General features: G+C 69.3%; 20 protein-coding genes and 1 tRNA gene. 11 read left to right on the forward strand and 10 right to left on the reverse strand.

Going from position 1 to position 20362, the window contains the following annotated elements:
* Positions 1-275: 275 nt before the first annotated feature.
* The 3 genes from ACZ3I3_RS02340 to ACZ3I3_RS02350 all read right to left on the reverse strand — a co-directional run bounded on the left by ACZ3I3_RS02340 (position 276) and on the right by ACZ3I3_RS02350 (position 3160).
* Positions 276-2258 (reverse strand): type I restriction-modification system subunit M, encoded by a 1983-nt coding sequence (locus ACZ3I3_RS02340; RefSeq protein ID WP_467361862.1) that lies wholly within the window; start codon positions 2256-2258, stop codon positions 276-278.
* Positions 2259-2278: 20 nt separating this feature from the next.
* Positions 2279-2881: a restriction endonuclease subunit S gene (locus ACZ3I3_RS02345; RefSeq protein WP_467361983.1), complete on the reverse strand. Its 603-nt coding sequence runs from the start codon at positions 2879-2881 to the stop codon at positions 2279-2281.
* 123 nt (positions 2882-3004) lie between these two features.
* Complete coding sequence (locus tag ACZ3I3_RS02350; RefSeq protein ID WP_369151539.1) at positions 3005-3160, reverse strand: hypothetical protein; 156 nt, start codon at positions 3158-3160, stop codon at positions 3005-3007.
* A 551-nt stretch (positions 3161-3711) separates the two neighbouring features.
* On the opposite strand from ACZ3I3_RS02350, the gene ACZ3I3_RS02355 reads away from it, so the two are divergent.
* Positions 3712-4074 (forward strand): hypothetical protein, encoded by a 363-nt coding sequence (locus tag ACZ3I3_RS02355; protein ID WP_467361864.1) that lies wholly within the window; start codon positions 3712-3714, stop codon positions 4072-4074.
* Between the two features lie 351 nt (positions 4075-4425).
* Here the strand turns inward: ACZ3I3_RS02355 and ACZ3I3_RS02360 are convergent.
* The 3 genes from ACZ3I3_RS02360 to ACZ3I3_RS02370 form a co-directional block, all read right to left on the reverse strand.
* Positions 4426-4499, reverse strand: a tRNA-Pro gene (locus ACZ3I3_RS02360).
* 47 nt (positions 4500-4546) lie between these two features.
* Positions 4547-5320: a Pr6Pr family membrane protein gene (locus ACZ3I3_RS02365; RefSeq protein WP_467361865.1), complete on the reverse strand. Its 774-nt coding sequence runs from the start codon at positions 5318-5320 to the stop codon at positions 4547-4549.
* A gap of 110 nt (positions 5321-5430) precedes the next feature.
* Positions 5431-6357 carry a metallophosphoesterase gene (locus ACZ3I3_RS02370; protein WP_467361866.1) on the reverse strand — a complete coding sequence of 309 codons (927 nt, stop codon included), beginning with the start codon at positions 6355-6357 and terminating at the stop codon, positions 5431-5433.
* Positions 6358-6503: 146 nt separating this feature from the next.
* Between ACZ3I3_RS02370 and ACZ3I3_RS02375 the strand changes: the two genes are divergently transcribed.
* Complete coding sequence (locus ACZ3I3_RS02375; protein WP_467361867.1) at positions 6504-6968, forward strand: GatB/YqeY domain-containing protein; 465 nt, start codon at positions 6504-6506, stop codon at positions 6966-6968.
* Positions 6969-7295: 327 nt separating this feature from the next.
* Complete coding sequence (locus ACZ3I3_RS02380; protein WP_467361868.1) at positions 7296-7736, forward strand: hypothetical protein; 441 nt, start codon at positions 7296-7298, stop codon at positions 7734-7736.
* Between the two features lie 88 nt (positions 7737-7824).
* Here ACZ3I3_RS02380 and ACZ3I3_RS02385 read toward each other — a convergent pair whose 3' ends face one another.
* Positions 7825-10122, reverse strand: coding sequence for a transglycosylase domain-containing protein (locus tag ACZ3I3_RS02385; protein ID WP_467361870.1), 2298 nt, complete (start codon positions 10120-10122; stop codon positions 7825-7827).
* Positions 10123-10530: 408 nt separating this feature from the next.
* On the opposite strand from ACZ3I3_RS02385, the gene wblA reads away from it, so the two are divergent.
* A complete protein-coding gene (wblA, locus tag ACZ3I3_RS02390; RefSeq protein ID WP_010031964.1) occupies positions 10531-10869 on the forward strand; it encodes a transcriptional regulator WblA in 339 nt (112 codons plus the stop codon).
* 163 nt (positions 10870-11032) lie between these two features.
* Here wblA and bagB read toward each other — a convergent pair whose 3' ends face one another.
* Positions 11033-12460 carry an ATPase BagB gene (bagB, locus tag ACZ3I3_RS02395; RefSeq protein ID WP_467361872.1) on the reverse strand — a complete coding sequence of 476 codons (1428 nt, stop codon included), beginning with the start codon at positions 12458-12460 and terminating at the stop codon, positions 11033-11035.
* Positions 12461-12578: 118 nt separating this feature from the next.
* Entirely contained in the window at positions 12579-13556 is a 978-nt protein-coding gene (bagA, locus tag ACZ3I3_RS02400; protein WP_467361874.1) for an ATPase BagA, read from the reverse strand.
* A gap of 130 nt (positions 13557-13686) precedes the next feature.
* Here bagA and ACZ3I3_RS02405 point away from each other — a divergent pair, with 130 nt between their 5' ends.
* From ACZ3I3_RS02405 to ACZ3I3_RS02420, 4 genes are all read left to right on the forward strand, one after another.
* On the forward strand, positions 13687-13845 hold the full coding sequence (locus tag ACZ3I3_RS02405; RefSeq protein ID WP_003991873.1) for a DUF4177 domain-containing protein: 159 nt from the start codon (positions 13687-13689) through the stop codon (positions 13843-13845).
* On the forward strand, positions 13845-14306 hold the full coding sequence (locus tag ACZ3I3_RS02410; RefSeq protein ID WP_356042706.1) for a RidA family protein: 462 nt from the start codon (positions 13845-13847) through the stop codon (positions 14304-14306). Before ACZ3I3_RS02405 ends, ACZ3I3_RS02410 begins: the two co-directional genes overlap by 1 nt.
* A 98-nt stretch (positions 14307-14404) precedes the next feature.
* Positions 14405-15283 carry an NUDIX hydrolase gene (locus ACZ3I3_RS02415; RefSeq protein ID WP_467361877.1) on the forward strand — a complete coding sequence of 293 codons (879 nt, stop codon included), beginning with the start codon at positions 14405-14407 and terminating at the stop codon, positions 15281-15283.
* Positions 15280-16110, forward strand: coding sequence for an MBL fold metallo-hydrolase (locus ACZ3I3_RS02420; RefSeq protein ID WP_467361878.1), 831 nt, complete (start codon positions 15280-15282; stop codon positions 16108-16110). Before ACZ3I3_RS02415 ends, ACZ3I3_RS02420 begins: the two co-directional genes overlap by 4 nt.
* Before the next feature lie 84 nt (positions 16111-16194).
* Here ACZ3I3_RS02420 and ACZ3I3_RS02425 read toward each other — a convergent pair whose 3' ends face one another.
* Complete coding sequence (locus ACZ3I3_RS02425) at positions 16195-16869, reverse strand: Crp/Fnr family transcriptional regulator (RefSeq protein WP_010031945.1); 675 nt, start codon at positions 16867-16869, stop codon at positions 16195-16197.
* 408 nt (positions 16870-17277) lie between these two features.
* On the opposite strand from ACZ3I3_RS02425, the gene nth reads away from it, so the two are divergent.
* From nth to ACZ3I3_RS02440, 3 genes are all read left to right on the forward strand, one after another.
* On the forward strand, positions 17278-18297 hold the full coding sequence (nth, locus tag ACZ3I3_RS02430) for an endonuclease III (RefSeq protein ID WP_467361881.1): 1020 nt from the start codon (positions 17278-17280) through the stop codon (positions 18295-18297).
* Positions 18298-18409: 112 nt separating this feature from the next.
* Complete coding sequence (locus ACZ3I3_RS02435; protein ID WP_467361883.1) at positions 18410-19105, forward strand: NUDIX hydrolase; 696 nt, start codon at positions 18410-18412, stop codon at positions 19103-19105.
* A gap of 13 nt (positions 19106-19118) precedes the next feature.
* A complete protein-coding gene (locus ACZ3I3_RS02440) occupies positions 19119-20318 on the forward strand; it encodes a MarP family serine protease (RefSeq protein ID WP_467361885.1) in 1200 nt (399 codons plus the stop codon).
* Positions 20319-20362 lie beyond the last annotated feature (44 nt).

Genomic DNA, 20362 nt, shown 5'->3' on the forward strand with positions numbered 1-20362 from the left:
GGTTGAGGCCCACATCATGCGCTGTCCTTGAGCGCCCGAACAGCTGCCAGCGCCGCTCGGCCCGTACAACGAGCCCTCTACCGTGCGGTGCAAGGCCCACGCCAGGGCCAAGCCGAAGGACTCGCGGGGCTCATGGCTAGTCCGTCACCCTGCTCGGTCACTCGTACCTGTACTCCAGGATCACGGCGGTTCAGGGTGGCCTACAGCGACCCAGTCACGGCGATCACCTCAGTCTGGCGACGCGGTCGAGAGATTGCGGCGCCAGGGAGGCCGGACTACGTGTAACCAAGCTTCTCCAATCGGGCTCCGAGCCTTGCCGCAGCGGCCTCGTTCTGCTTCTCCAGATCCATGAGGGAGGTCTCGTATCGGTCGCCCCATGAGCGGTAGATATCGACCAGTCCCTGTCGTTCCGCGGCAACGAGCTTCTCCGCTCGGGAGAGGAGATCCTCACCAAGAACGTCGAGCACTCGTTCGCGCGCCAGGTTCTGGGGGAGATACGAAGACCGCCCGCCGTCGGCCGTGGCCCATCGATCGATCACCCCAGAAAAGCCCCGGAGGTTTAGGCTTCTGAGGTCGTCGTGCCGGTCCGACCACCATGCCGCGAAGGCTCCGGTCAGCTGGTACCGGTCCAGAATCCGCGCCGACAGCAGTTCCTCACAGAAGGAAGCCATAAGCCGGGGACGCAACATCAACAGTCGTGCTGTGCCAGCTAGCTCGGCAATGCGTGATGCCGTTTCCTCCCACCAAGAACGACAGCGGTCGATGAACTCTTCCTCTCGGGCAGCAGCGAGGACCGAGATGCGTGCTGCGGTCGCCTCACAGCCGTCGCTCAGGAAATCGAGATAGCCGGAACCCTTCAACGCGAACAGGTCAGCGAGGTCGATGCCGTAAGCGTGGAACTTCGCCATTTCCACATCAACTTCGCTTCTTGGCACCCCACCGAACAGTGCCGCGCGAACGTCCAGCGGTGGCTCGGGAGGCGGAGTGGTGTCCACGTAGCGCCGGATGTTGAGGTTGAAGTCGTTGTCCGCGATCTCCTCGAGCGAGACCGCCCGTGCGAATCCGGGGATGTCCGCCCACTCGCGGAAAGCATTCACGATCTTCTCAATGTTCTGCGGCTCCAGGTGGTTCTGCGACCGCCCCGTGACCAATTCGCGCTCGGCGTTGATGAACAGCACCTGGCCGCGCTGATCCGCTGGTGTTCCGTTCGTGCCCCGCAGAACCAGGATGCAGGCGGGGATGGCCGTGCCGTGGAAGACGTTCGGGCCAATACCGATCACTGCTTCGAGCCGGGCGTCCTCGACGATGCCTCGGCGGATCTCCGCTTCTGCTCCACCCCGGAACAGCACACCATGCGGAGTGACCACTGCTCCGATTCCGTCCGGGCGGAGTGTGGCCAGCACATGCTGGACGTTCATCAGGTCGGCGATCTTAAGCTGCCCTGATGCCCCGCCGTACTTCATCCGCTCCGGGTGCCTCATCTCCTTCTCGGAGTACTTGATCGAGAAGGGAGGATTGGTAAGCACACGATCGAAGCGTCTGACGCGCCCGTCCTCCCCTGAGTGAAGTGGATCGGTCAGTGTGTCGCCGCAGAGCACCGAACCGTCCGTGATGCTGTGCAATAGGAGGTTCAGCCGGGCCGTGGACCACGTCGCGCCGTTCACTTCCTGCCCGAAAAGGGCGAGGCTCGCGCCGTCCCCGCCGTGCTCGTCGACGTACTGCCTGGCCTGGACGAGCATGCCTCCCGAACCGGCGAACGGGTCGTAGACCGACTGCCCCTCCTGCGGTCGGACCAAGCGCACCATCAGCCGGACCACAGAGCGGGGGGTGAAGAACTCCCCACCCCGTTTCCCCGCGCTGTCAGCGAACGCGCTGAGGACAAAGTCATAGGCACGACCGACCTCATCGCCGAACTCCAAGTTGTCGTCGCTCAGTAGAATGTGGTCGAAGTGATCGACCAGTGCCTTCAACTCGGCACGGCCCAGCCATCTGTCGAAGTCGAGAGCCTCGAAGGCACCCTTCAATACCTCAGGGTTGCTCCGCTCGAGTTCCCACAGGGCTTCGTTGAGTACGTGACCCAGCGCCTTGCCCTCGTAGCCGATGATGTGCGACCAGCTCGCCCGCTCGGGCACTCGGAGAATACCGGGCTGGTCCGAGGCCCGCTTGAGGACCAGCATTCCGGAGATGACATCACGGTACTGCGAAGCATCCATTCTGCCTCGCAGGATGTCGGCGGCGCCGAAGAGGGCGCTTTCCAACTGCGCGACAGTAAGGGGACTCACCTGTGCCTCGTTCCTTGAATCAGCTCTCCGAAGATGGCCGGCCGTAGTGCCTCAAGGCGGTCGGCCATCAGCCGCTGGATCCTGATCCGGGCGTCGACATCGGCCAGGGCCTCGACGACGGAGCGCTGCCGGTCCAGCGGCGGAATCGTGACCGGCAACTCCTTCAGCATCGTGGAGTTGAGCGACGGGACGGTACCCGGGAGGGACTGTCCCAGCAAGGCCCGTTGCGCGGGCGGATAGGACAGATACGACACGAGGTACGCGGGCAGGACGAACTCACGCCGGGGCCTGAGGCGCAGACAGGACGAGCTGTAGAACCATGTGGCGTGTTCTTCCTCGATCAACGCCAGTCGACCGAGCGCCCCTTGCCGCACGACGAGGAGGTCGCCTTCCCGCAGCGCGAACCGGGAGAGCCGCTTGGCCTCACTCCACGGCACCCGGCGCAGCCGCCGGGTATCCACCGTGTGGTGATCGGTGAGATCCGGCGGCGATATCACCGGCACCCCGTCCGGACCGTCTTGCAGGCTTTCCAGCAAGGAACCGGACGGACCGGCCGTCACCTCGCAAATACTCCCGAGGGGGACCTGGCCCCGAGTCATGGACTCCTCCTCTCTGCGCACACTCCTCCGTCTCTCTTCCCGGCACTCACGCTTTGCTGTGATCCCTACGCGCCAGCGGTGGGGGTGCGGTGTGTATGCGCACCGTGCCCCCACCGCCGACAATCAGGCGACGCGCGTCCAGTGCCGCATGGCAGCCCGCAGCAGCTCCTGCACGGCAGCGGCCAGCAGAGTTGTGACGACCGCGATCAGCGCCGCCGTGCCGTGCCCCACGAGGGAGGCACCGAATACGGCCACGACGATGATCACCACGAGCGGCATCACGGCCGCTCTGGCCCGAGGTGGGAGGGAACGTGCATGATGGACATCGACAGTCCTCACGAGGTTGTCCTTTCTGTCTTCGCACACTGTGCGGGGTCGGTTGAGCCGCACCCCCTGCCGGGCCTGGAAACCATGCAGGGTGGTGCGGCGGTTCACGTGTCACACGCTGTTGCCTGCGGTGCCGGACTAGGAACTGCACGCTTCCCCTGCCCCCACCGCGCACGAAGTCCGAGCCGCGCCCGACCCTCGATGACTTCAACCGTACATTCGCGAAGCTAGCTTCGCAAGCAACGTCCGGTCCAACTTCCCTTCATTGATTGGCGAGTTGATCCATCCCTGCCTGGTCGGCGCGGAAGGGTCACTGGGGTGGCCGAGTTGACGCCGCCACGTCCGCCGGTACATCCCATACGCGGCCTCGGAGATCGTCGGGTCCAGTTCGAACTGCGCCCACGACTGCTGACCCATCGCTCCCCTGTGCGCGGTGACCGGTGCCGTCAATGCACATGTCCCGGATACTGTGGGGGAGTTGCCGAGAGGGGATGGGGGTTCGGATGAAGCAGGGCGATGCCGAGTACCTGTCTGCGCTGGACGGGACGATGGAAATCCTTCGGCGCTGGGCACGAGAGGGCCGTACCGACGGCTGGTACAAGTCCCTCAGCGAAGAACTGAAGGCGAAGGGGCACAATGTCCATTACCGCGGCCTGATCATCAGCCTCTTGCTGGGTGACGCCTGCCGCCGAGACAGTCAGGGGCTTGAGCCGATGCTCTCGTCCATCGTGATCCTCAAGGCAACCGGCAGGCCCGCCGGCCAGTTCTTCGAGTTGGCCAAAGGGGCGCCGTTCTACCGGACGGCCGCGGAGTGGACCTGGGAACAGGAGCGCTCTCGCGTCTTCGCGCGCTATCGCGAGTGCTGATCGGTATCGATGTCGCTGCCGGAGTACTGCCGACGTGGCCTCGCATGGCAGCCCAAGATCTGACTCTTGCTGCTGATGGTGTGCCGAGATCGCAGGGTCGACGGCATGCGTTTGAGCACATCCCTCCGGACCCACCGGGAGGCCGAGCGACAGAAGAACTGGCGACTGGTCGAGGATGTCGGAGGAGTTCGACGGCCGCAGCCGGTCGATGGGCTCGGCGCAAGGAATCCGGGAGCCGCCGGGGAGCCGGATCCCGAACTTGGCTCCCAAACGGCTCCCAAAACGACCCCCGGAACCACTCAGGGGCCCGATCCGCTCTGCGGATCAGGCCCCTGACCTGGTACTTCACTGTCGGGGTGGCGGGATTTGAACCCACGACCTCTTCGTCCCGAACGAAGCGCGCTGCCAAGCTGCGCTACACCCCGATGTCGCTGCTGTCGCGGCGACGACGTTTACTTTAGCCCACCGGTGGCTAGAGACGAAATCCGGTTTTCCAGGGGTGGCGGAGGGGGTTCGGGCGGGCGTGGTCGAGGGCCACGAGGAGGATCGCCAAGGCGTAGAAGGAGAGGCCCAGGAGGAGCGCGTTGCCGAGGACCTTCTTGTAGCCGTCCTGGTCGACGTCCAGGAAGGGGTAGAGGTAGCGGTCGGCGCTGCCCGGGAGGAGGAGCTCGCCTCGGATGAGGGAGAAGGCCAGGTAGGCCAGGGGGTAGAGCAGCCACGTGCTGGCCTGGCGCAGGTGCAGGCGGCCGGGGGTCGTGAGCAGGAGCCAGTCCAGTACGGCCGCGATCGGGGTCAGCGTGTGGAGGGTGTGGTGGGCGACGGCCTGCCAGCCCGTCGGAGCGGCCGCGGCCTCGCCCGTGAGGGCGAAGGGGCTCGCCTCGTTCGCCAGGAGCAGGTGGTGCACCAGGGCCGCGATGACGACGTAGAGCAGGGTCGCGCCCAGGACGGCTCCTGGCAGCGGGCGGGCGGCTGTCCACGCGCGGCGGGCGGAGAGGGCCATGACCAGTGCGAGGAGGATGTTGCTCTGGATCGCGAAGTAGCCGAGGGTCCGGGACGGGTCGCCCAGGAGTATTTCCAGCGCCACGCCCGCGGTCGCCGCGAGGGCGACCAGCAGGCGGAAGGCCGCGGCCGCCGGGCGGCGGACCGGGGTGACGACGGCCGTGGCGGGGACGGGGGACGGCTTCAGCGCGGGCTTGCCCGGAATCGCGGGGAGATCCGGTATGTCCCGGGGTATCGGGGCGGTCATGCCCTCACGCTGACAGAAGCGGACAGAGAGGGCGATTCTGGGCGGGCTGTGTGGGTTAAGAGGGCGGTGCAGGCCCGTCCCCGGTCCTGTCGGCGGGCAGACGCTCCGCGCTACTCCCGCCCCACCAGCGTCAGCAACGTCGCCTCCGGCGGGCACGCGAACCGTACCGGTGTGTAGCGGTTCGTGCCGCACCCCGCCGAGACGTGCAGGTACGACGTACGGCCCTCCGCCGTGTGCGTGGACAGGCCCTTCACGCGGTCCGTGTCCAGGTCGCAGTTGGTGACCAGGGCGCCGTAGAAGGGGATGCACACCTGGCCGCCGTGGGTGTGGCCGGCCAGGACCAAGGGGTAGCCGTCGGCCGTGAAGGCGTCCAGCGTGCGCAGGTACGGCGCGTGGACCACGCCCATGGAGAAGTCGGCGGAGTCCGACGGGCCGCCGGCCACCTGCTCGTAGCGGTCCCGCTTGATGTGCGGGTCGTCCAGGCCCGTCAGCTCCAGTGAGACGCCGTCGACCTTGAGAGTGCCTCGCGTGTTGGTCAGGTTCAGCCAGCCCGCCGCGTCGAAGGCGTCCCGCATGTCCTCCCACGGGATGTGGGCCACGCCGACGGCCGGCGGGTTGCCGTTCAGGCCGTGGCGGCCCTGCACCTTTTCCCACAGGTAGCGGGTGGGGTTGCGGAACCGCGGACCGTAGTAGTCGTTGGAGCCGAAGACGTACGCGCCCGGGAACTCCATCAGAGGGCCGAGCGCGTCCAGGACCTCCGGGATGCCCTCCGCGTCGGAGAGGTTGTCACCCGTGTTGATCACGAAGTCGGGGCGCAGGCCCGCCAGGGAACGCAGCCAGCGCTGTTTCTTGCGCTGGCCGCTGACCATGTGGATGTCGGAGACCTGCAACACGCGCAGCGGGCGCATTCCCGAGGGCAGGACCGGGACCGTGACCCGGCGGAGGCGGAAGGAGCGGGCCTCGAAGCCCGCCGAGTACAACAGACCGGCGGCACCAGCCGCCGCGATTCCCAAGGGGACTCCGTATCGCGCGCGCATGCGTCCATCGTGTCAGACCGCGCCGGTCGTCTCCGCCCGGCGGTGCCCGAAATCCCCTGACGACCCCGGCCCTTCAAGCATCCGTTGAAGCACGGCCCCGCAAATCAAGGGGCGCCTGCCCGCCCGCACCTGCGACAATCAACCTCATGACCACGCTCAAGTCGAAGCTGCAGGACGACCTCAACGCCGCGATCAAGGAGCGCGACGAGCTCCGCTCCTCGACGCTCCGGCTGACCCTCGCCGCGATCACCAAGGAGGAGGTCGCGGGCAAGGAGAAGCGCGTGCTCTCCGACGACGAGGTGCAGAAGGTGATCACCCGGGAGGCGAAGAAGCGCCGTGAGGCGGCCGAGGCCTTCGCGCAGGGTGGTCGTGCCGAGAGTGCGGAGCGGGAGAAGGCGGAGGGCGAGGTGCTCGCCGCGTACCTGCCGAAGCAGCTCAGCGACGACGAGCTGAACAGGATCGTCGCCCAGGCCGTCGAGGAGGCCAAGGCGGCCGGGGCGGAGGGGCCGCGGGCCATGGGTGCGGTCATGAAGATCGTGAACCCGAAGGTCGCGGGCCAGGCTGAGGGCGGCCGCGTCGCCGCGGCCGTGAAGAAGATCCTCGCGGGCTAGGGGAGTCCCGGAGACCCGGAGACCCGGAGACCCGGAGTCCCGAAGGCCCGGAGTCCCGGAGTCCCGGAGACCCTCCGGCCGCCCGGCCGCCCGGCCGCCCGGTCGCGCGGACTCCCGGCAACCCGGACTCCCGGTCACCCAGTCACCTGGACTCCCGGTCACCCAGACGCCCGGCCGCGCGGCAACCCGGTCACGCGGACGGGCACGCGGACGCCCGCCCACTCGATCGCCCGCCCCCCGGTCGCGGAAGTGTGATTTCCGAGACACCGCCCCTGGGGCGGATGTACCGTCAGCCGACTCTGAACGTTCGTTCGAATCGAGGGTGGGATGACTGGGTCGAGACGTGTTCTCAAGGCCTCCGTGACCGCGGCGGCCGTGGTCGCCGCGACGTTGGGCTTCACGGGGACGGCCGAGGCGGCGGGCAGCTGCTCGGGAAGCCTCATCGACACGTACAACGTCACGGGGGACTACAGCCCATACACCGGGCAGTACGTCGGCCAGGTCCGGCTCTACTGGGACGGTTCGAAGAACTGCGCGATCTTCACCAAGTCCGGGGGGCCGCTCTACGGCGTGAGCACGTCGATGAGCATCAAGCTCATGGCCAATACGTCCCCGGAGCGCAGCGACACCGACTCCGGGAGCTTCGCGCAGTACGCGGGCCCGGTCACGGTCTCCGCCGCCGGGAAGTGCGTGAGGTGGGAAGGGTCGATCGTGTACAACGGCCGGACCGTTGCGTACGACTCGATCGGCTGGCAGCACTGCGGCTGAGAAACACGCGGGCCCCTTCCCTCCGTACGAAGATCTTCGTACGGAGGGAAGGGGCCCTCCGCGTTCAGGGTGAGCGGCCTCAGCCGCCTCAGCCGCGCCCGCCGTTCCCGTTGCCCCCGTTGCCCTGCCCCCGGAAGAACCCCTCCGGGATGGAGAACGAAGGAGTCGGGAAGGTCTCGTCGCCCCCGCCGCCGTTGTTGCCGCCGACCAGGCCGCCGATGAAGCCGCCGTTGCCGTTGTCACCGTTGTCCCCGTCGTCGCGGCCCTCGTCGCCGTCGCCGTCGCCGCGGTCCCGGTCCCGGTCGATGCCGTCGGGGATGTGGACGGTGTTGAAGTTCTCGACGGGCTTGCCCTCCAGCGCGCCGGTCATCATGTCGCCCCAGATCGGCCCGGGGACCTCGCCACCGAACACCTTGTCGTGCGGGACGCCGCCGATGGTGATGCCGACCATCTTCCGCTTGTGCGCGGGGTCGCCGACCCACACGGCACCGGCAAGGTTCGGCGTGTAGCCCACGAACCAGGCCGCGTAGCGCTCGTCCGTCGTACCGGTCTTACCGGCGCTGGGGCGGCTGCCGAGGCCGGCCTTCTTGCCCGTACCGTCCTCGACGACGCCCCGCAGCAGCGTGTTGATGGTGTCGGCGGTCTTCTCCGACATCGCGCGCGAGCAGGTCGACTTCGGGACCGGGAGCGACTTCTTGCTGTCGCCGACGCGCTGGCTGATCGACTCGATGGCGACCGGCGTGCAGTACATGCCGCGCGAGGCGAACGTGGCGTACGCGTTCGCCATGGTCAGCGGGGACATCTCCTGGGTGCCGAGGGCGAGGGAGGGCACCTGGGGCATCTTCTTGCCGTCGGCCCGCTCGACGCCCATCTTCTTCGCCATCTTCGTCACCGGGCAGATGCCGATGTCGCTGATCATCTCCACGTAGTAGGTGTTGACCGACTTGGCGGTCGCCTCCTTCATGTCGTACGGACCGACCTCGGACCTGTTCTCGTTGGCGACCTCGGCGGGGTTGGCCGGATCGTTCTTCCAGGTCCTGCCGTTGCAGGCCGAGACCGGGCTCGGGTACTGCATCTCGTACGGCGAGCGGTACACCTTGTTCGCCGGCATGCCGTCCTCGAGGGCCGCGGCGGCCACGATCGGCTTGAACGTCGAACCGGGCTGGTAGCCGACACCGCCGCCCATGTCGTCGTTGACGGACAGGTTGAGGGTCGTCTGGCCCTTCTTGATGTCGACGCCGTACGGACGTGACTGGCCCATCGCGACGATCTTCCCGGTGCCGGGTTCGACGAGGGTGGCCGCGGTCGCCACGTCGTCGCTCGTGTAGACGTGGTCCTTGATGGACCGCTGCGCCGACTCCTGGGCCTGCGGGTCGAGGGTGGTGCGGATCGTCAGGCCGCCCTGGTTCCAGACCTTCGCCCGCGCCTCCTGGGTCTTGCCGAAGACCGGGTCGTTCAGGAAGACCTCGCGCACGTAGTCGCAGAAGAAGCCCGCGCCCTTGACCGCCGTGATGCAGCCGTTCTTGGGCTTGCTGACCTTCAGGCCCAGCGGCGCCTTCATCGCCTCGGCGGCCTGCGCCCGGGAGATGTCGCCGACGTCGGCCATGCGCCGGAGCACGGTGTTGCGGCGCTTGGTGGCTTCCGCCTCGTCGTTGACCGGGTCGTACCGGCTGGGCGACTGGACGATGCCGGCGAGGAGGGCCGCCTCCTGGACGTTCAGGTCCTTGGCGGACTTGGAGAAGTAGCGCCGGGCCGCGGCCTCGACGCCGTAGGCCTGCTGGCCGAAGAACGTGATGTTCAGGTAGTTCTCGAGGATCTTCTTCTTCCCGAGCTCCTCCTCGACCTGGATCGCGTACTTCAGTTCGCGGATCTTGCGGCCGATGGTCTGCTGGGTGGCCTGCGCGACCTTCGTCGGGTCGTCACCGGCCTCCTCGACGAAGACGTTCTTCACGTACTGCTGCGTCAGGGTCGAGGCGCCCTGGGCGACCTCACCGCTGCGCGCGTTCTTGTTGAGGGCGCGCAGCACGCCCTTCAGGTCGACCGCGCCGTGCTGGTAGAAGCGCGAGTCCTCGATCGCGACGATCGCCTTCTGCATGTACGGCGAGATGTTCTTGAGGGGCACCACCGTGCGGTCGCGCGAGTAGACCGTGGCGATCTGGCCGCCGTCGGCATCGAGGATCGTGGTGCGCTGGCTCAGGGGCGGGGTCTTCATGGTGGCCGGGAGTTCGTCGAAGCTCTCGACCGATCCCTTCGCCGCCAGCCCCAGCGCCCCCACCGCGGGCAGCGCGATACCGGCCAGCACGGCTCCCGCGAGAACACTGACACCGAGGAACTTGGCGGCCTGCTGCGTGGGAGACAGACCACCGCCCGAGCGCTTCTTTGGCATGAGGGCAGCCTACGTTCTCATTCGCCGGACAGGCGTATAGGCCTTGGCCTAAGCTGCTCTCAACTGTCACAGCAGTGAGGTCACGTATCAATACGTCCGGCGACCCCGAATCGTTCCGGGTGTTCCCCAACTTTTTTGGTGGGGTCGTGTCCGAATCCGCCTTGTGTGTCATACGGCGTCCGTTGTGACGCATGCGAACTGTCCTGGTTTGCCGGGAAGGTTACGTATGTCGCCAGCTCACTCCCCCGGGTGATCTGCCGCTTACCCATAGTCCGTTCGGACCATTCAAGATTGGGCCCGCTGGGGGTGTTGCGCTGTGCCCACCTTCCGTAACGTCCTCAACTGGCGGCGGTGAATATGCCGCTGCCGCCGTGGGGGAGCCTCGATTCGGGAGAGGACGGCGCCGGTATGGGCTGGGTAGTCGACTGGAGTGCGCAGGCGGCCTGCCGCACTACCGATCCGGATGAACTGTTCGTTCAAGGAGCGGCGCAGAACAGGGCCAAGGCGGTGTGCACCGGATGCCCGGTGCGCACGGAGTGCCTGGCCGACGCGCTGGACAACCGCGTCGAGTTCGGCGTGTGGGGAGGCATGACGGAGCGGGAGCGCCGCGCACTGCTGCGCAGGCGGCCCACCGTGACCTCCTGGCGCCGGCTGCTGGAGACGGCGCGTACGGAGTACGAGCGCGGCACGGGCATCGTGCCCCTCGACGACGACGAGGTCTACGAGAACTACGCGGCGGTGAGCTGAGGGGTTCTCTCCGGGAGCTCCAAAGGTCCGAGGGCCCTGTACGGGCCCTTCGCCATCACCGGGTTGCCCGCAGGCACTTGCTCAGGCACTTGCTCAGGCGCTCGCCCAGGCTCTCGCCTCGGGCAGGCACTTGCCCGGGCACTCGCCTCGGGCAGGCACTTGCTCAGGCGCTCGCCTCGGGTCGGGTGTCCGCGTCCGGCAGCTCGGAGCCGACGGCGGGGGCGGGAAGCTCGCGCTCGTCCGCCGCGAGCCGGTCGCCGATGTCGCGCAGTCCCGCGAGGTCGTGCACATCGCCGGGCAGCGCGCCCACTTCCGTCACGGCCACCTCTGGGTGGAGCGCGGTGAAGCGGTCACGCGTGCGCTGCTCACGGGAGAGCAGCTGCATCCGTTCGGCGTGCAGCCTCAGCAGGCCTGCCGTGAGCTGGTCGACGGACCGCTCGGTGTTCTCGGTGTCCTCAGTGTTCTCGGCGTCCTCGGCGGGGGAGCCACCGTCAGAAGCCTCAGCAACAGCCTGAGCTGGTGTTTCGGATGTGGGAGAGCCTGAACTGTCATACGTGTCGGGGGAGTTACGAAGTACTGCTTTCCCGCCCTCCTGATCCACAATGCGGGGCTCTTCAAGATTTTCCGCGGCGGCGAGCGCCCGCTCGGCCGACAGCCGGCCGGCGCCGCTGCCGTGGACCCGGTTGAGCACCAGCCCGGCGAGCGGCATGTCCTCCGCGGCCAGCCGCTCCACGAAGTACGCGGCCTCGCGCAGCGCGTCCCGCTCCGGGGCCGCGACCACGAGGAACGCCGTGCCGGGCGCCTGGAGCAGCTTGTACGTGGCGTCCGCACGCGTGCGGAACCCGCCGAAGGTCGTGTCCATCGCGGACACGAACGTCTGGACGTCCTTGAGGAGCTGGCCGCCGAGCAGCTTGCCGAGGGTGCCGGTCATCATCGACATCCCGACGTTCAGGAATTTCATGCCGGCGCGGCCGCCCAGCTTCGCCGGTGCCGTCAGCAGCCGGATCAGCCGCCCGTCCAGGAACGACCCGAGCCGCTTGGGCGCGTCCAGGAAGTCCAGCGCCGAGCGGGAGGGCGGGGTGTCGACGACGATCAGGTCCCACTCGTCCCTGGCCCGCAGCTGCCCGAGCTTCTCCATCGCCATGTACTCCTGCGTGCCTGCGAAGCCCGCCGAGAGCGACTGGTAGAAGGGATTGCCCAGGATCGCGGCGGCCCGCTCGGGATCCGCGTGCGCCTCGACGATCTCGTCGAAGGTGCGCTTCATGTCGAGCATCATCGCGTGCAGCTCGCCACCCGCGGAGTCGTCGATGCCCTTCACCCGGCGCGGGGTGTTGTCGAGGGAGTCGATGCCCATGGACTGGGCGAGCCGGCGGGCCGGGTCGATGGTGAGGACGACGACCTTGCGGCCCCGCTCGGCCGCGCGCAGCCCCAGGGCCGCCGCGGTCGTGGTCTTGCCGACCCCGCCCGAGCCACAGCACACCACGATGCGGGTCTTCGGGTCCTCCAGCAGCGGGTCGATGTCGAGCACGCGCGCGGGGGGCAGGTGGTGGCGGGCCGGGTCGTGGGTGTGGGCCGGGTCCGGACGACTCATGACATCCCCTGCTTCCGACTCAAGACGGGCCTTGCCTGTGTGCTGTTTCCAGGGCCGGGGCCTGCGCTGTTCCCAGGACCGGGGCCTGCGCTGTTCCCGGGGCCGGGGTCTGCCCGGCTCATGACACGCCCTGCTCGCGCAGCTCGCGGGCCAGCTCGTACAGCCCCGCCAGGTCCATGCCCTCGGCGAACAGCGGCAGTTCGTGCAGCGGCAGGCCCAGCTCGGTGAGCACCGCGCGCTGGTCGTGCTCCAGCGCGTACCGCTCGGCGTACTCCTCGGCCTGCCTGAGCAGCGGATCCACCAGCCGCTCCGCGCGCCCGCCGCGCCGCGCCCCGCCGAGCCCGGCGGACGACAGCGACCGCGCAACCGTGGAACGCGGGACCGTCCGGACGAGTTCCAGGTCGTCCGAGTCCAACACCTCCGGCCGCACCATGTTCACGATGATCCGCCCCACCGGCAGCCGCGCCGACCGCAGCTCGGCGATGCCGTCCACCGTTTCCTGGACGGGCATCTCCTCCAGCAGCGTCACCAGGTGCACGGCCGTCTCCGGCGACTTCAGCACCCGCATCACGGCTTGGGCCTGATTGTGTATCGGGCCGATCTTGGCGAGCCCGGCGACCTCGTCGTTGACGTTGAGGAAGCGCGTGATGCGGCCCGTGGGCGGGGCGTCCATGACGACGTAGTCGTAGACGAACCGCCCGCTCTTGTCCTTGCGCCGTACCGCCTCGCACGCCTTGCCGGTGAGGAGTACATCCCTCAGGCCGGGCGCGATGGTGGTGGCGAAGTCGATCGCGCCGAGCTTCTTCAGGGCCCGCCCGGCGCCTCCCAGTTTGTAGAACATCTGGAGGTAGTCCAGAAGGGCCAGTTCGGGGTCGATGGCCAGCGCGTACACCTCCCCGCCCCCGGGAGCGACCGCGATTTTCCGTTCCTCATAGGGCAGCGCCTCCGTTTCGAAGAGCTGCGCGATTCCCTGGCGGCCCTCGACCTCGACGAGAAGCGTCCGCTTCCCCTCCGTGGCCAGGGCCAGCGCTAGGGCCGCGGCCACCGTGGTCTTGCCGGTACCGCCCTTGCCGCTGACGACCTGGAGCCTGCTCACGTATTCGAGCCTAACCAGTCCGTGCCCGGGCTACGCGGGAGGCTGTGGATAACCATCGCCGACGAGGGCGGATGCCCGGGGGCGTGGTCGGCCGCGTGACCCCTCTCCGGCAGCGGCTAGAGTCGGCCGCATGACCAAGTGGGAATACGCAACCGTGCCGCTGCTCGTCCACGCCACGAAGCAGATTCTGGACACCTGGGGCGAGGACGGCTGGGAGCTCGTCCAGGTCGTGCCCGGGCCGAACAACCCCGAGCAGCTCGTGGCCTACCTGAAGCGGGAGAAGCAGTGATGGGCGCCGTCGAGGCGAAACTGGCCGAGCTCGGCCTGACCCTGCCCGACGTCGTCCCGCCGCTCGCCGCGTACCAGCCGGCCGTGCAGTCCGGGCCGTACGTCTACACCGCCGGGCAGCTCCCGATGGTGGACGGCAAGCTTCCGGTCACCGGCAAGGTCGGTGCGGAGGTCACCCCGGAGGAGGCCAAGGAGCTGGCACGCACGTGTGCGCTGAACGCCCTGGCCGCCGTCAAGTCCGTCGCCGGTGACCTGGACCGCATCGCGCGCGTGGTGAAGGTCGTCGGCTTCGTGGCCTCGGCCTCGGACTTCACGGGGCAGCCCGCGGTGCTGAACGGCGCCAGCGAGCTGCTCGGCGAGGTCCTCGGCGACAAGGGCGTGCACGCGCGCAGCGCGGTGGGCGTGGCGGTGCTGCCGCTGGACGCACCGGTGGAGGTCGAGATCCAGGTGGAGCTCGCGTAACCCCGTTCGGCGCCTAGCCCTCTTTCGGTGGCCCTAGCTGCGCAATCCGTCCCCGGGGCCACTCGAACATCCGCCCGTCACGGGATAGCCTCGCGCCCATGGCGAACGGTCAGTGGTACCCCCCGGAGTGGCCGGAGCGGATCCGCGCACTCGCGGCCGGCACCCTCACCCCGGTGACCCCCAAGCGCGCGGCCACCGTCATGCTCCTGAAGGACACCGGCACCGGCCCCGCCGTCCACATGCTGCGCCGACGCGCCTCCATGGCTTTCGCCGGAGGCGCGTACGCCTATCCGGGCGGCGGCGTCGACCCCCGGGACGACGACCACCACGTCCGCTGGGCGGGCCCCACGCGCGCGTGGTGGGCGGACCGGCTCGGTGTCGACGAGACGACGGCCCAGGCGATCGTCTGCGCGGCCGTCCGCGAGACGTACGAGGAGGCGGGCGTGCTGCTCGCCGGCGAGACGCCCGACTCGGTCGTCGGCGACACCACCGGCGCCGATTGGGAGGCGGACCGCGCCGCCCTGGTCGCCCGGGAGCTGTCCTTCGCGGAGTTCCTGGACCGCCGCGGTCTGGTCCTGCGCTCCGACCTGCTCGGTGCCTGGACTCGGTGGATCACCCCGGAGTTCGAGGCCCGCCGCTACGACACCTGGTTCTTCGTGGCCGCCCTCCCCGAGGGGCAGCGCACCCGCAACGCCTCGACGGAGGCCGACCGTACGGTGTGGATCGCCCCGGGCGAGGCGGCGGCCGGGTACGACAAGGGCGAGCTGCTGATGATGCCGCCGACCATCGCGACCCTGCGTCAGCTGACGGCGTACGGGAGCGCGGCCGAGGCGCTTGCGGCCGCCCCGGGGCGGGACCTCACGCCCGTTCTGGCCACCGCCCGCCTGGTGGACGGCGAGATCGTGCTCTCCTGGCCGGGCCACGACGAGTTCACCAAGCACATCCCGAACGCCCCGACCGGTGGAGCCAGCGCATGACGGACGCAGCAGCCCTTCCCGGCCAGCCCCGGGGCGGGGTCCTCTCGGGGCCCGCCACCGCGCGGGCCGTCAACGTCCTGGCCCCCAACCCGTCGGCGATGACCCTGGACGGCACGAACACCTGGATCCTGTCCGAGCCCGACTCGGACCTGGCGGTGGTGGTCGACCCGGGCCCCCTCGACGACGGGCACCTGCGCCGTGTCGTCGCCACGGCCGAGCAGGCCGGCAAGCGCGTCGCCCTGACCCTGCTGACCCACGGTCATCCCGACCACGCGGCGGGCGCCGCCCGGTTCGCGGAACTGACCGGCACGCGCGTGCGTGCGCTCGATCCGGCACTGCGGCTGGGCGACGAGGGCCTGGCCGCCGGAGACGTGATCACCACCGGCGGCCTCGAACTGAGGGTCGTCCCGACTCCCGGCCACACCGCCGACTCCCTGTCGTTCCATCTCCCGGCGGACCAGGCCGTCCTGACCGGCGACACGATCCTGGGCCGCGGGACGACGGTCGTGGCCCACCCCGACGGCCGTCTCGGCGACTATCTGGACACCCTGCGGCGCCTCAGGTCCCTCACGGTCGACGACGGCGTCCACACGGTGCTCCCCGGCCACGGACCCGTCCTGGAGGACGCCCAGGGCGCCGTCGAGTACTACCTCGCCCACCGCGCCCACCGCCTGGCCCAGGTCGAAACGGCCGTCGAGGACGGCTACCGCACTCCCGGGCAGGTCGTCGCCCACGTCTACGCCGACGTGGACCGCTCCCTGTGGCCGGCGGCGGAACTGTCGGTGCGGGCGCAGTTGGACTACCTGGAGGAGCACGGGCTCATCTGACCTCCGACCGTGCCCTGGTACGACGTCGGGCCCCGTCTCGCGAGGAGACGGGGCCCGACGTCGTACGGCCAGGGTGCCTGCGCGTCAGCGCGAGCGCTTGGCGAGGCGTTCCACGTCCAGGAGGATCACCGCGCGGGCCTCCAGGCGCAGCCAGCCGCGCTGCGCGAAGTCCGCCAGTGCCTTGTTGACCGTCTCGCGGGAGGCGCCGACGAGCTGGGCCAGCTCCTCCTGCGTGAGGTCGTGGACGACGTGGATGCCTTCCTCGGACTGCACGCCGAACCGGCGCGAGAGGTCCAGCAGGGCCCGGGCGACACGGCCCGGGACGTCCGAGAAGACGAGGTCGGACATCGCGTCGTTGGTCTTGCGCAGCCGGCGTGCGACGGCGCGCAGGAGCGCCGTGGCCACCTCGGGGCGGGCGTTCAGCCAGGGCTGGAGGTCGCCGTGGCCGAGGCCGAGCAGCTTGACCTCGGTCAGCGCCGTGGCGGTCGCGGTGCGCGGGCCCGGGTCGAACAGCGACAGCTCGCCGATGAGCTCGCCGGGGCCGACCACGGCCAGCATGTTCTCGCGGCCGTCGGGGGACGTGCGGTGGAGCTTGACCTTCCCCTCCGTGACCACGTACAGGCGGTCGCCGGGGTCACCTTCGTGGAACAGCGAGTCACCGCGCGCGAGGGTCACCTCACTCATGGAGGCGCGGAGCTCCGCGGCCTGCTCGTCGTCGAGCGCCGCGAAGAGCGGATTGCGCCGCAGAACGTCGTCCACGAGTTCTCTCCTTGTCGACCTGCTCAGGGGCTGTTGCCCCCGCGTACCAAGGCACCGTGGTGCCCATTTTGCCGGACGGTCCAAACAGTGTGATCTGTCACAAGGATGCCGCACACGTGTCCCGGGGTACGCGGCAGGGGTCCAATTGGACGCCGATCTTCGGGGTCCGGGGCGGATGTCGGTGCCGGGCCTTAGGCTGGCCGGGTGTCCAAATCGCCGGTGAGAGCACAGGCCGAGGGGGCTGGGCGGGTGGTTGTACGTCGCGATTCCGCTGTGGGCGAACAGAGCCCCGATGGCGGTAGGAAAACGGCGAAAGCGACAGGGGAGGCCGCGCCTTCCGGGAAGTCGACGCCGGCGAAGAAGGCCCTTGCCAGTAGGGCCGGGGCCGCGAGCAAGCAGGCATCCGCGATGCAGGCAGCGGCTGTGAAGAAGACCGCCTCTGCGAAGAAGACCGCGGCTGCGAAGAAGACCGCGGCTGCGAAGAAGACCGCGGCTGCGAAGAAGACCGCGTCTGGCAAGAAGGCTGCGGCCGTGAAGAAGGCCGCGCCTGCGAAAAAGGCCCCCGTCGCCAAGAAGGTCACCGTCGCGCCCAAGAAGGCCACCGCCCGCATCAAGGGCACCTCCCCGGCCAGGACCGTCGTCCACCCTCCGAGTGGCGAGTCGCGTACCGCCCTGGTCCGCCGGGCCCGCCGTATCAACCGCGAGCTCGCCGAGGTCTACCCGTACGCCCACCCCGAGCTGGACTTCGCCAACCCCTTCCAACTGGTGGTCGCGACGGTCCTGTCCGCCCAGACCACGGACCTGCGCGTCAACCAGACGACCCCCGCGCTCTTCGCCAAGTACCCCACCCCCGAGGACCTGGCCGCCGCCAACCCGGAGGAGGTGGAGGAGATCCTCCGCCCGTGCGGCTTCTTCCGGGCCAAGACGAAGTCGGTCATAGGGCTGTCCAAGGCTCTGGTGGAGAACTTCGGCGGTGAGGTCCCCGGCCGGCTGGAGGACCTGGTCAAGCTGCCCGGCGTCGGGCGCAAGACCGCGTTCGTCGTGCTCGGGAACGCCTTCGGCCGGCCCGGCATCACCGTGGACACGCACTTCCAGCGCCTGGTGCGCCGCTGGCAGTGGACCGCCGAGACCGACCCGGACAAGATCGAGGCCGCGGTCGGCGCGCTGTTCCCGAAGAGCGACTGGACGGACCTCTCGCACCACGTGATCTGGCACGGCCGCCGTATCTGCCACGCCCGCAAGCCCGCCTGCGGCGCCTGCCCGATCGCCCCGCTCTGCCCGGCGTACGGCGAGGGCGAGACCGACCCGGAGAAGGCCAGGAAGCTGCTCAAGTACGAGAAGGGCGGCTTCCCCGGCCAGCGTCTGAACCCCCCGCAGGCCTACCTGGACGCGGGCGGCACACCGGCGCCGCCGCTGGGGGCCGGATGAGCTGCCCCACCAGGGAGTGTCCGCCTAGCCCTCCGATCAGGGGATCGCGGCCGTTCGCGGAACGATCTCAGGGGTGCCGCGCGTTGGATGCGGCAGGACGACGGGGGTGGCGATGACACGGGCGAGCGACACACAGGGCGGACCGGTGACGGTGAGCAAGGAGGGCCTGCCCGGCTGGCTGGACCCGGTGGTGCACGCCGTGGAGACGGTCCGGCCGCGGCAGCTGAGCCGCTTCCTGCCCCCGGAGGACGGCGCCGGGCGCCAGTCCGCCGTGCTGATCCTGTTCGGGGAGGGCGAGCGCGGGCCGGAGCTGCTGCTGATGGAGCGTGCGAGCTCCCTGCGCTCGCACGCGGGGCAGCCCTCCTTCCCCGGCGGCGCCCTCGACCCGGAGGACGGTGACCCGCGGGGCGACGGCCCGCTGCGGGCGGCCCTGCGCGAGGCCGAGGAGGAGACCGGCCTCGACCCCTCGGGTGTCCAGCTGTTCGGCGTCCTGCCCAGGCTCTACATCCCGGTCAGCGGCTTCGTCGTCACCCCGGTGCTGGGCTGGTGGCGTGAGCCCAGCCCGGTCGGGGTCGTCGATCCGAACGAAACCGCCAGGGTCTTCACCGTCCCCGTGGCGGATCTCACGGATCCCGCGAACCGCGCCACCACCGTCCACCCCAGCGGCCACCAAGGTCCGGCATTTCTGGTCGAATCGGCACTTGTCTGGGGTTTCACGGCCGGAATCATCGACCGGCTGCTGCACTACGCGGGCTGGGAGCAGCCCTGGGACCGCGAGAAGCAGGTCCCGCTCGACTGGCGCGCATGACAGGGTGGCCTCCGTGAACGTGCTGGACATCTTGTTGCTGGTCGCCGCCGTGTGGTTCGCGGTCGTGGGGTACCGCCAGGGATTCGTCGTCGGCATCCTGTCGGTGACCGGCTTCCTGGGCGGCGGTCTCGTCGCGGTCTACGCGCTGCCCGTCATCTGGGACGCGATCACGGACAACGCGGAGGTGAACACGACCGCGGCCGTCGTCGCGGTCGTCGTCGTCATCGTCTGTGCCTCCGTCGGCCAAGCCCTCACCACCCACCTCGGCAACAAGCTGCGCCGGCACATCACCTGGTCCCCGGCCCGGGCCCTGGACGCCACCGGTGGCGCCCTGGTCAATGTCCTGGCGATGCTCCTGGTCGCCTGGCTGATCGGCTCGGCCCTCGCGGGCACCACACTGCCGACGCTCGGCAAGGAGGTCCGCAACTCCAAGGTGCTGCTCGGCGTCTCCCAGGCGCTGCCGGACCAGGCCGCCACCTGGTTCGCGGACTTCTCCTCGGTCCTCGCGCAGAACGGCTTCCCGCAGGTCTTCAGCCCGTTCTCCAACGAGCCGATCACCGACGTCCAGCCGCCCGACCCGGCCCTGGCGAGCAGCCCGGTGGCCACCCGCGCCCAGCGCTCCATCGTCAAGGTCATGGGCACGGCCCCCAGCTGCGGCAAGGTCCTGGAGGGCACCGGCTTCGTCTTCGACGACCGCCGCGTCATGACCAACGCGCACGTGGTGGGCGGGGTCGACGAGCCCACCGTGCAGATAGGCGGCGAGGGCAAGAAGTACGACGCCACGGTCGTGCTCTACGACTGGCGGCGCGACATCGCCGTACTCGACGTTCCCGACCTCAAAGCGCCCGTCCTGCGGTTCACCACCAAGGACGCGGGCAGCGGCGACGGCGCGATCGTCGCGGGGTTCCCGGAGAACGGTGCGTACGACGTGCGGGCCGCGCGCGTGCGGGGACGCATCACGGCCAACGGCCCGGACATCTACCACCGCGGCACGGTCCGCCGCGACGTCTACTCCCTCTTCGCGACCGTCCGCCAGGGCAACTCCGGCGGCCCGCTGCTCACGCCCGACGGGAGGGTCTACGGCGTGGTCTTCGCCAAGTCCCTCGACGACGCCGAGACGGGGTACGCGCTCACCGTGGACGAGATCCAGGAGGACATCACCAAGGGGCGTACCGCGAACCAGCAAGTGGGCAGCGACAGCTGCGCGCTCTAGGAGCGGCCCTGGGGGCGAGGTGATCGGGGCGTCACTCGCGCGAG

This window comes from Streptomyces sp. NPDC016851, assembly GCF_055562795.1.

Coding starts and splice junctions, on each gene's coding strand:
- ACZ3I3_RS02370 (WP_467361866.1), bottom strand. CDS start 6,357: ATGCGCGCGCGATACGGAGTCCCCTTGGGAATCGCGGCGGCTGGTGCC.
- ACZ3I3_RS02345 (WP_467361983.1), bottom strand. CDS start 2,881: ATGACTCGGGGCCAGGTCCCCCTCGGGAGTATTTGCGAGGTGACGGCC.
- nth (WP_467361881.1), top strand. CDS start 17,278: ATGCAGGCAGCGGCTGTGAAGAAGACCGCCTCTGCGAAGAAGACCGCG.
- ACZ3I3_RS02355 (WP_467361864.1), top strand. CDS start 3,712: ATGAAGCAGGGCGATGCCGAGTACCTGTCTGCGCTGGACGGGACGATG.
- ACZ3I3_RS02350 (WP_369151539.1), bottom strand. CDS start 3,160: ATGCCGCTCGTGGTGATCATCGTCGTGGCCGTATTCGGTGCCTCCCTC.
- ACZ3I3_RS02365 (WP_467361865.1), bottom strand. CDS start 5,320: ATGACCGCCCCGATACCCCGGGACATACCGGATCTCCCCGCGATTCCG.
- ACZ3I3_RS02385 (WP_467361870.1), bottom strand. CDS start 10,122: ATGCCAAAGAAGCGCTCGGGCGGTGGTCTGTCTCCCACGCAGCAGGCC.
- wblA (WP_010031964.1), top strand. CDS start 10,531: ATGGGCTGGGTAGTCGACTGGAGTGCGCAGGCGGCCTGCCGCACTACC.
- ACZ3I3_RS02415 (WP_467361877.1), top strand. CDS start 14,405: ATGGCGAACGGTCAGTGGTACCCCCCGGAGTGGCCGGAGCGGATCCGC.
- ACZ3I3_RS02435 (WP_467361883.1), top strand. CDS start 18,410: ATGACACGGGCGAGCGACACACAGGGCGGACCGGTGACGGTGAGCAAG.
- ACZ3I3_RS02420 (WP_467361878.1), top strand. CDS start 15,280: ATGACGGACGCAGCAGCCCTTCCCGGCCAGCCCCGGGGCGGGGTCCTC.
- ACZ3I3_RS02375 (WP_467361867.1), top strand. CDS start 6,504: ATGACCACGCTCAAGTCGAAGCTGCAGGACGACCTCAACGCCGCGATC.
- ACZ3I3_RS02410 (WP_356042706.1), top strand. CDS start 13,845: ATGGGCGCCGTCGAGGCGAAACTGGCCGAGCTCGGCCTGACCCTGCCC.
- ACZ3I3_RS02380 (WP_467361868.1), top strand. CDS start 7,296: ATGACTGGGTCGAGACGTGTTCTCAAGGCCTCCGTGACCGCGGCGGCC.
- bagB (WP_467361872.1), bottom strand. CDS start 12,460: ATGAGTCGTCCGGACCCGGCCCACACCCACGACCCGGCCCGCCACCAC.
- ACZ3I3_RS02405 (WP_003991873.1), top strand. CDS start 13,687: ATGACCAAGTGGGAATACGCAACCGTGCCGCTGCTCGTCCACGCCACG.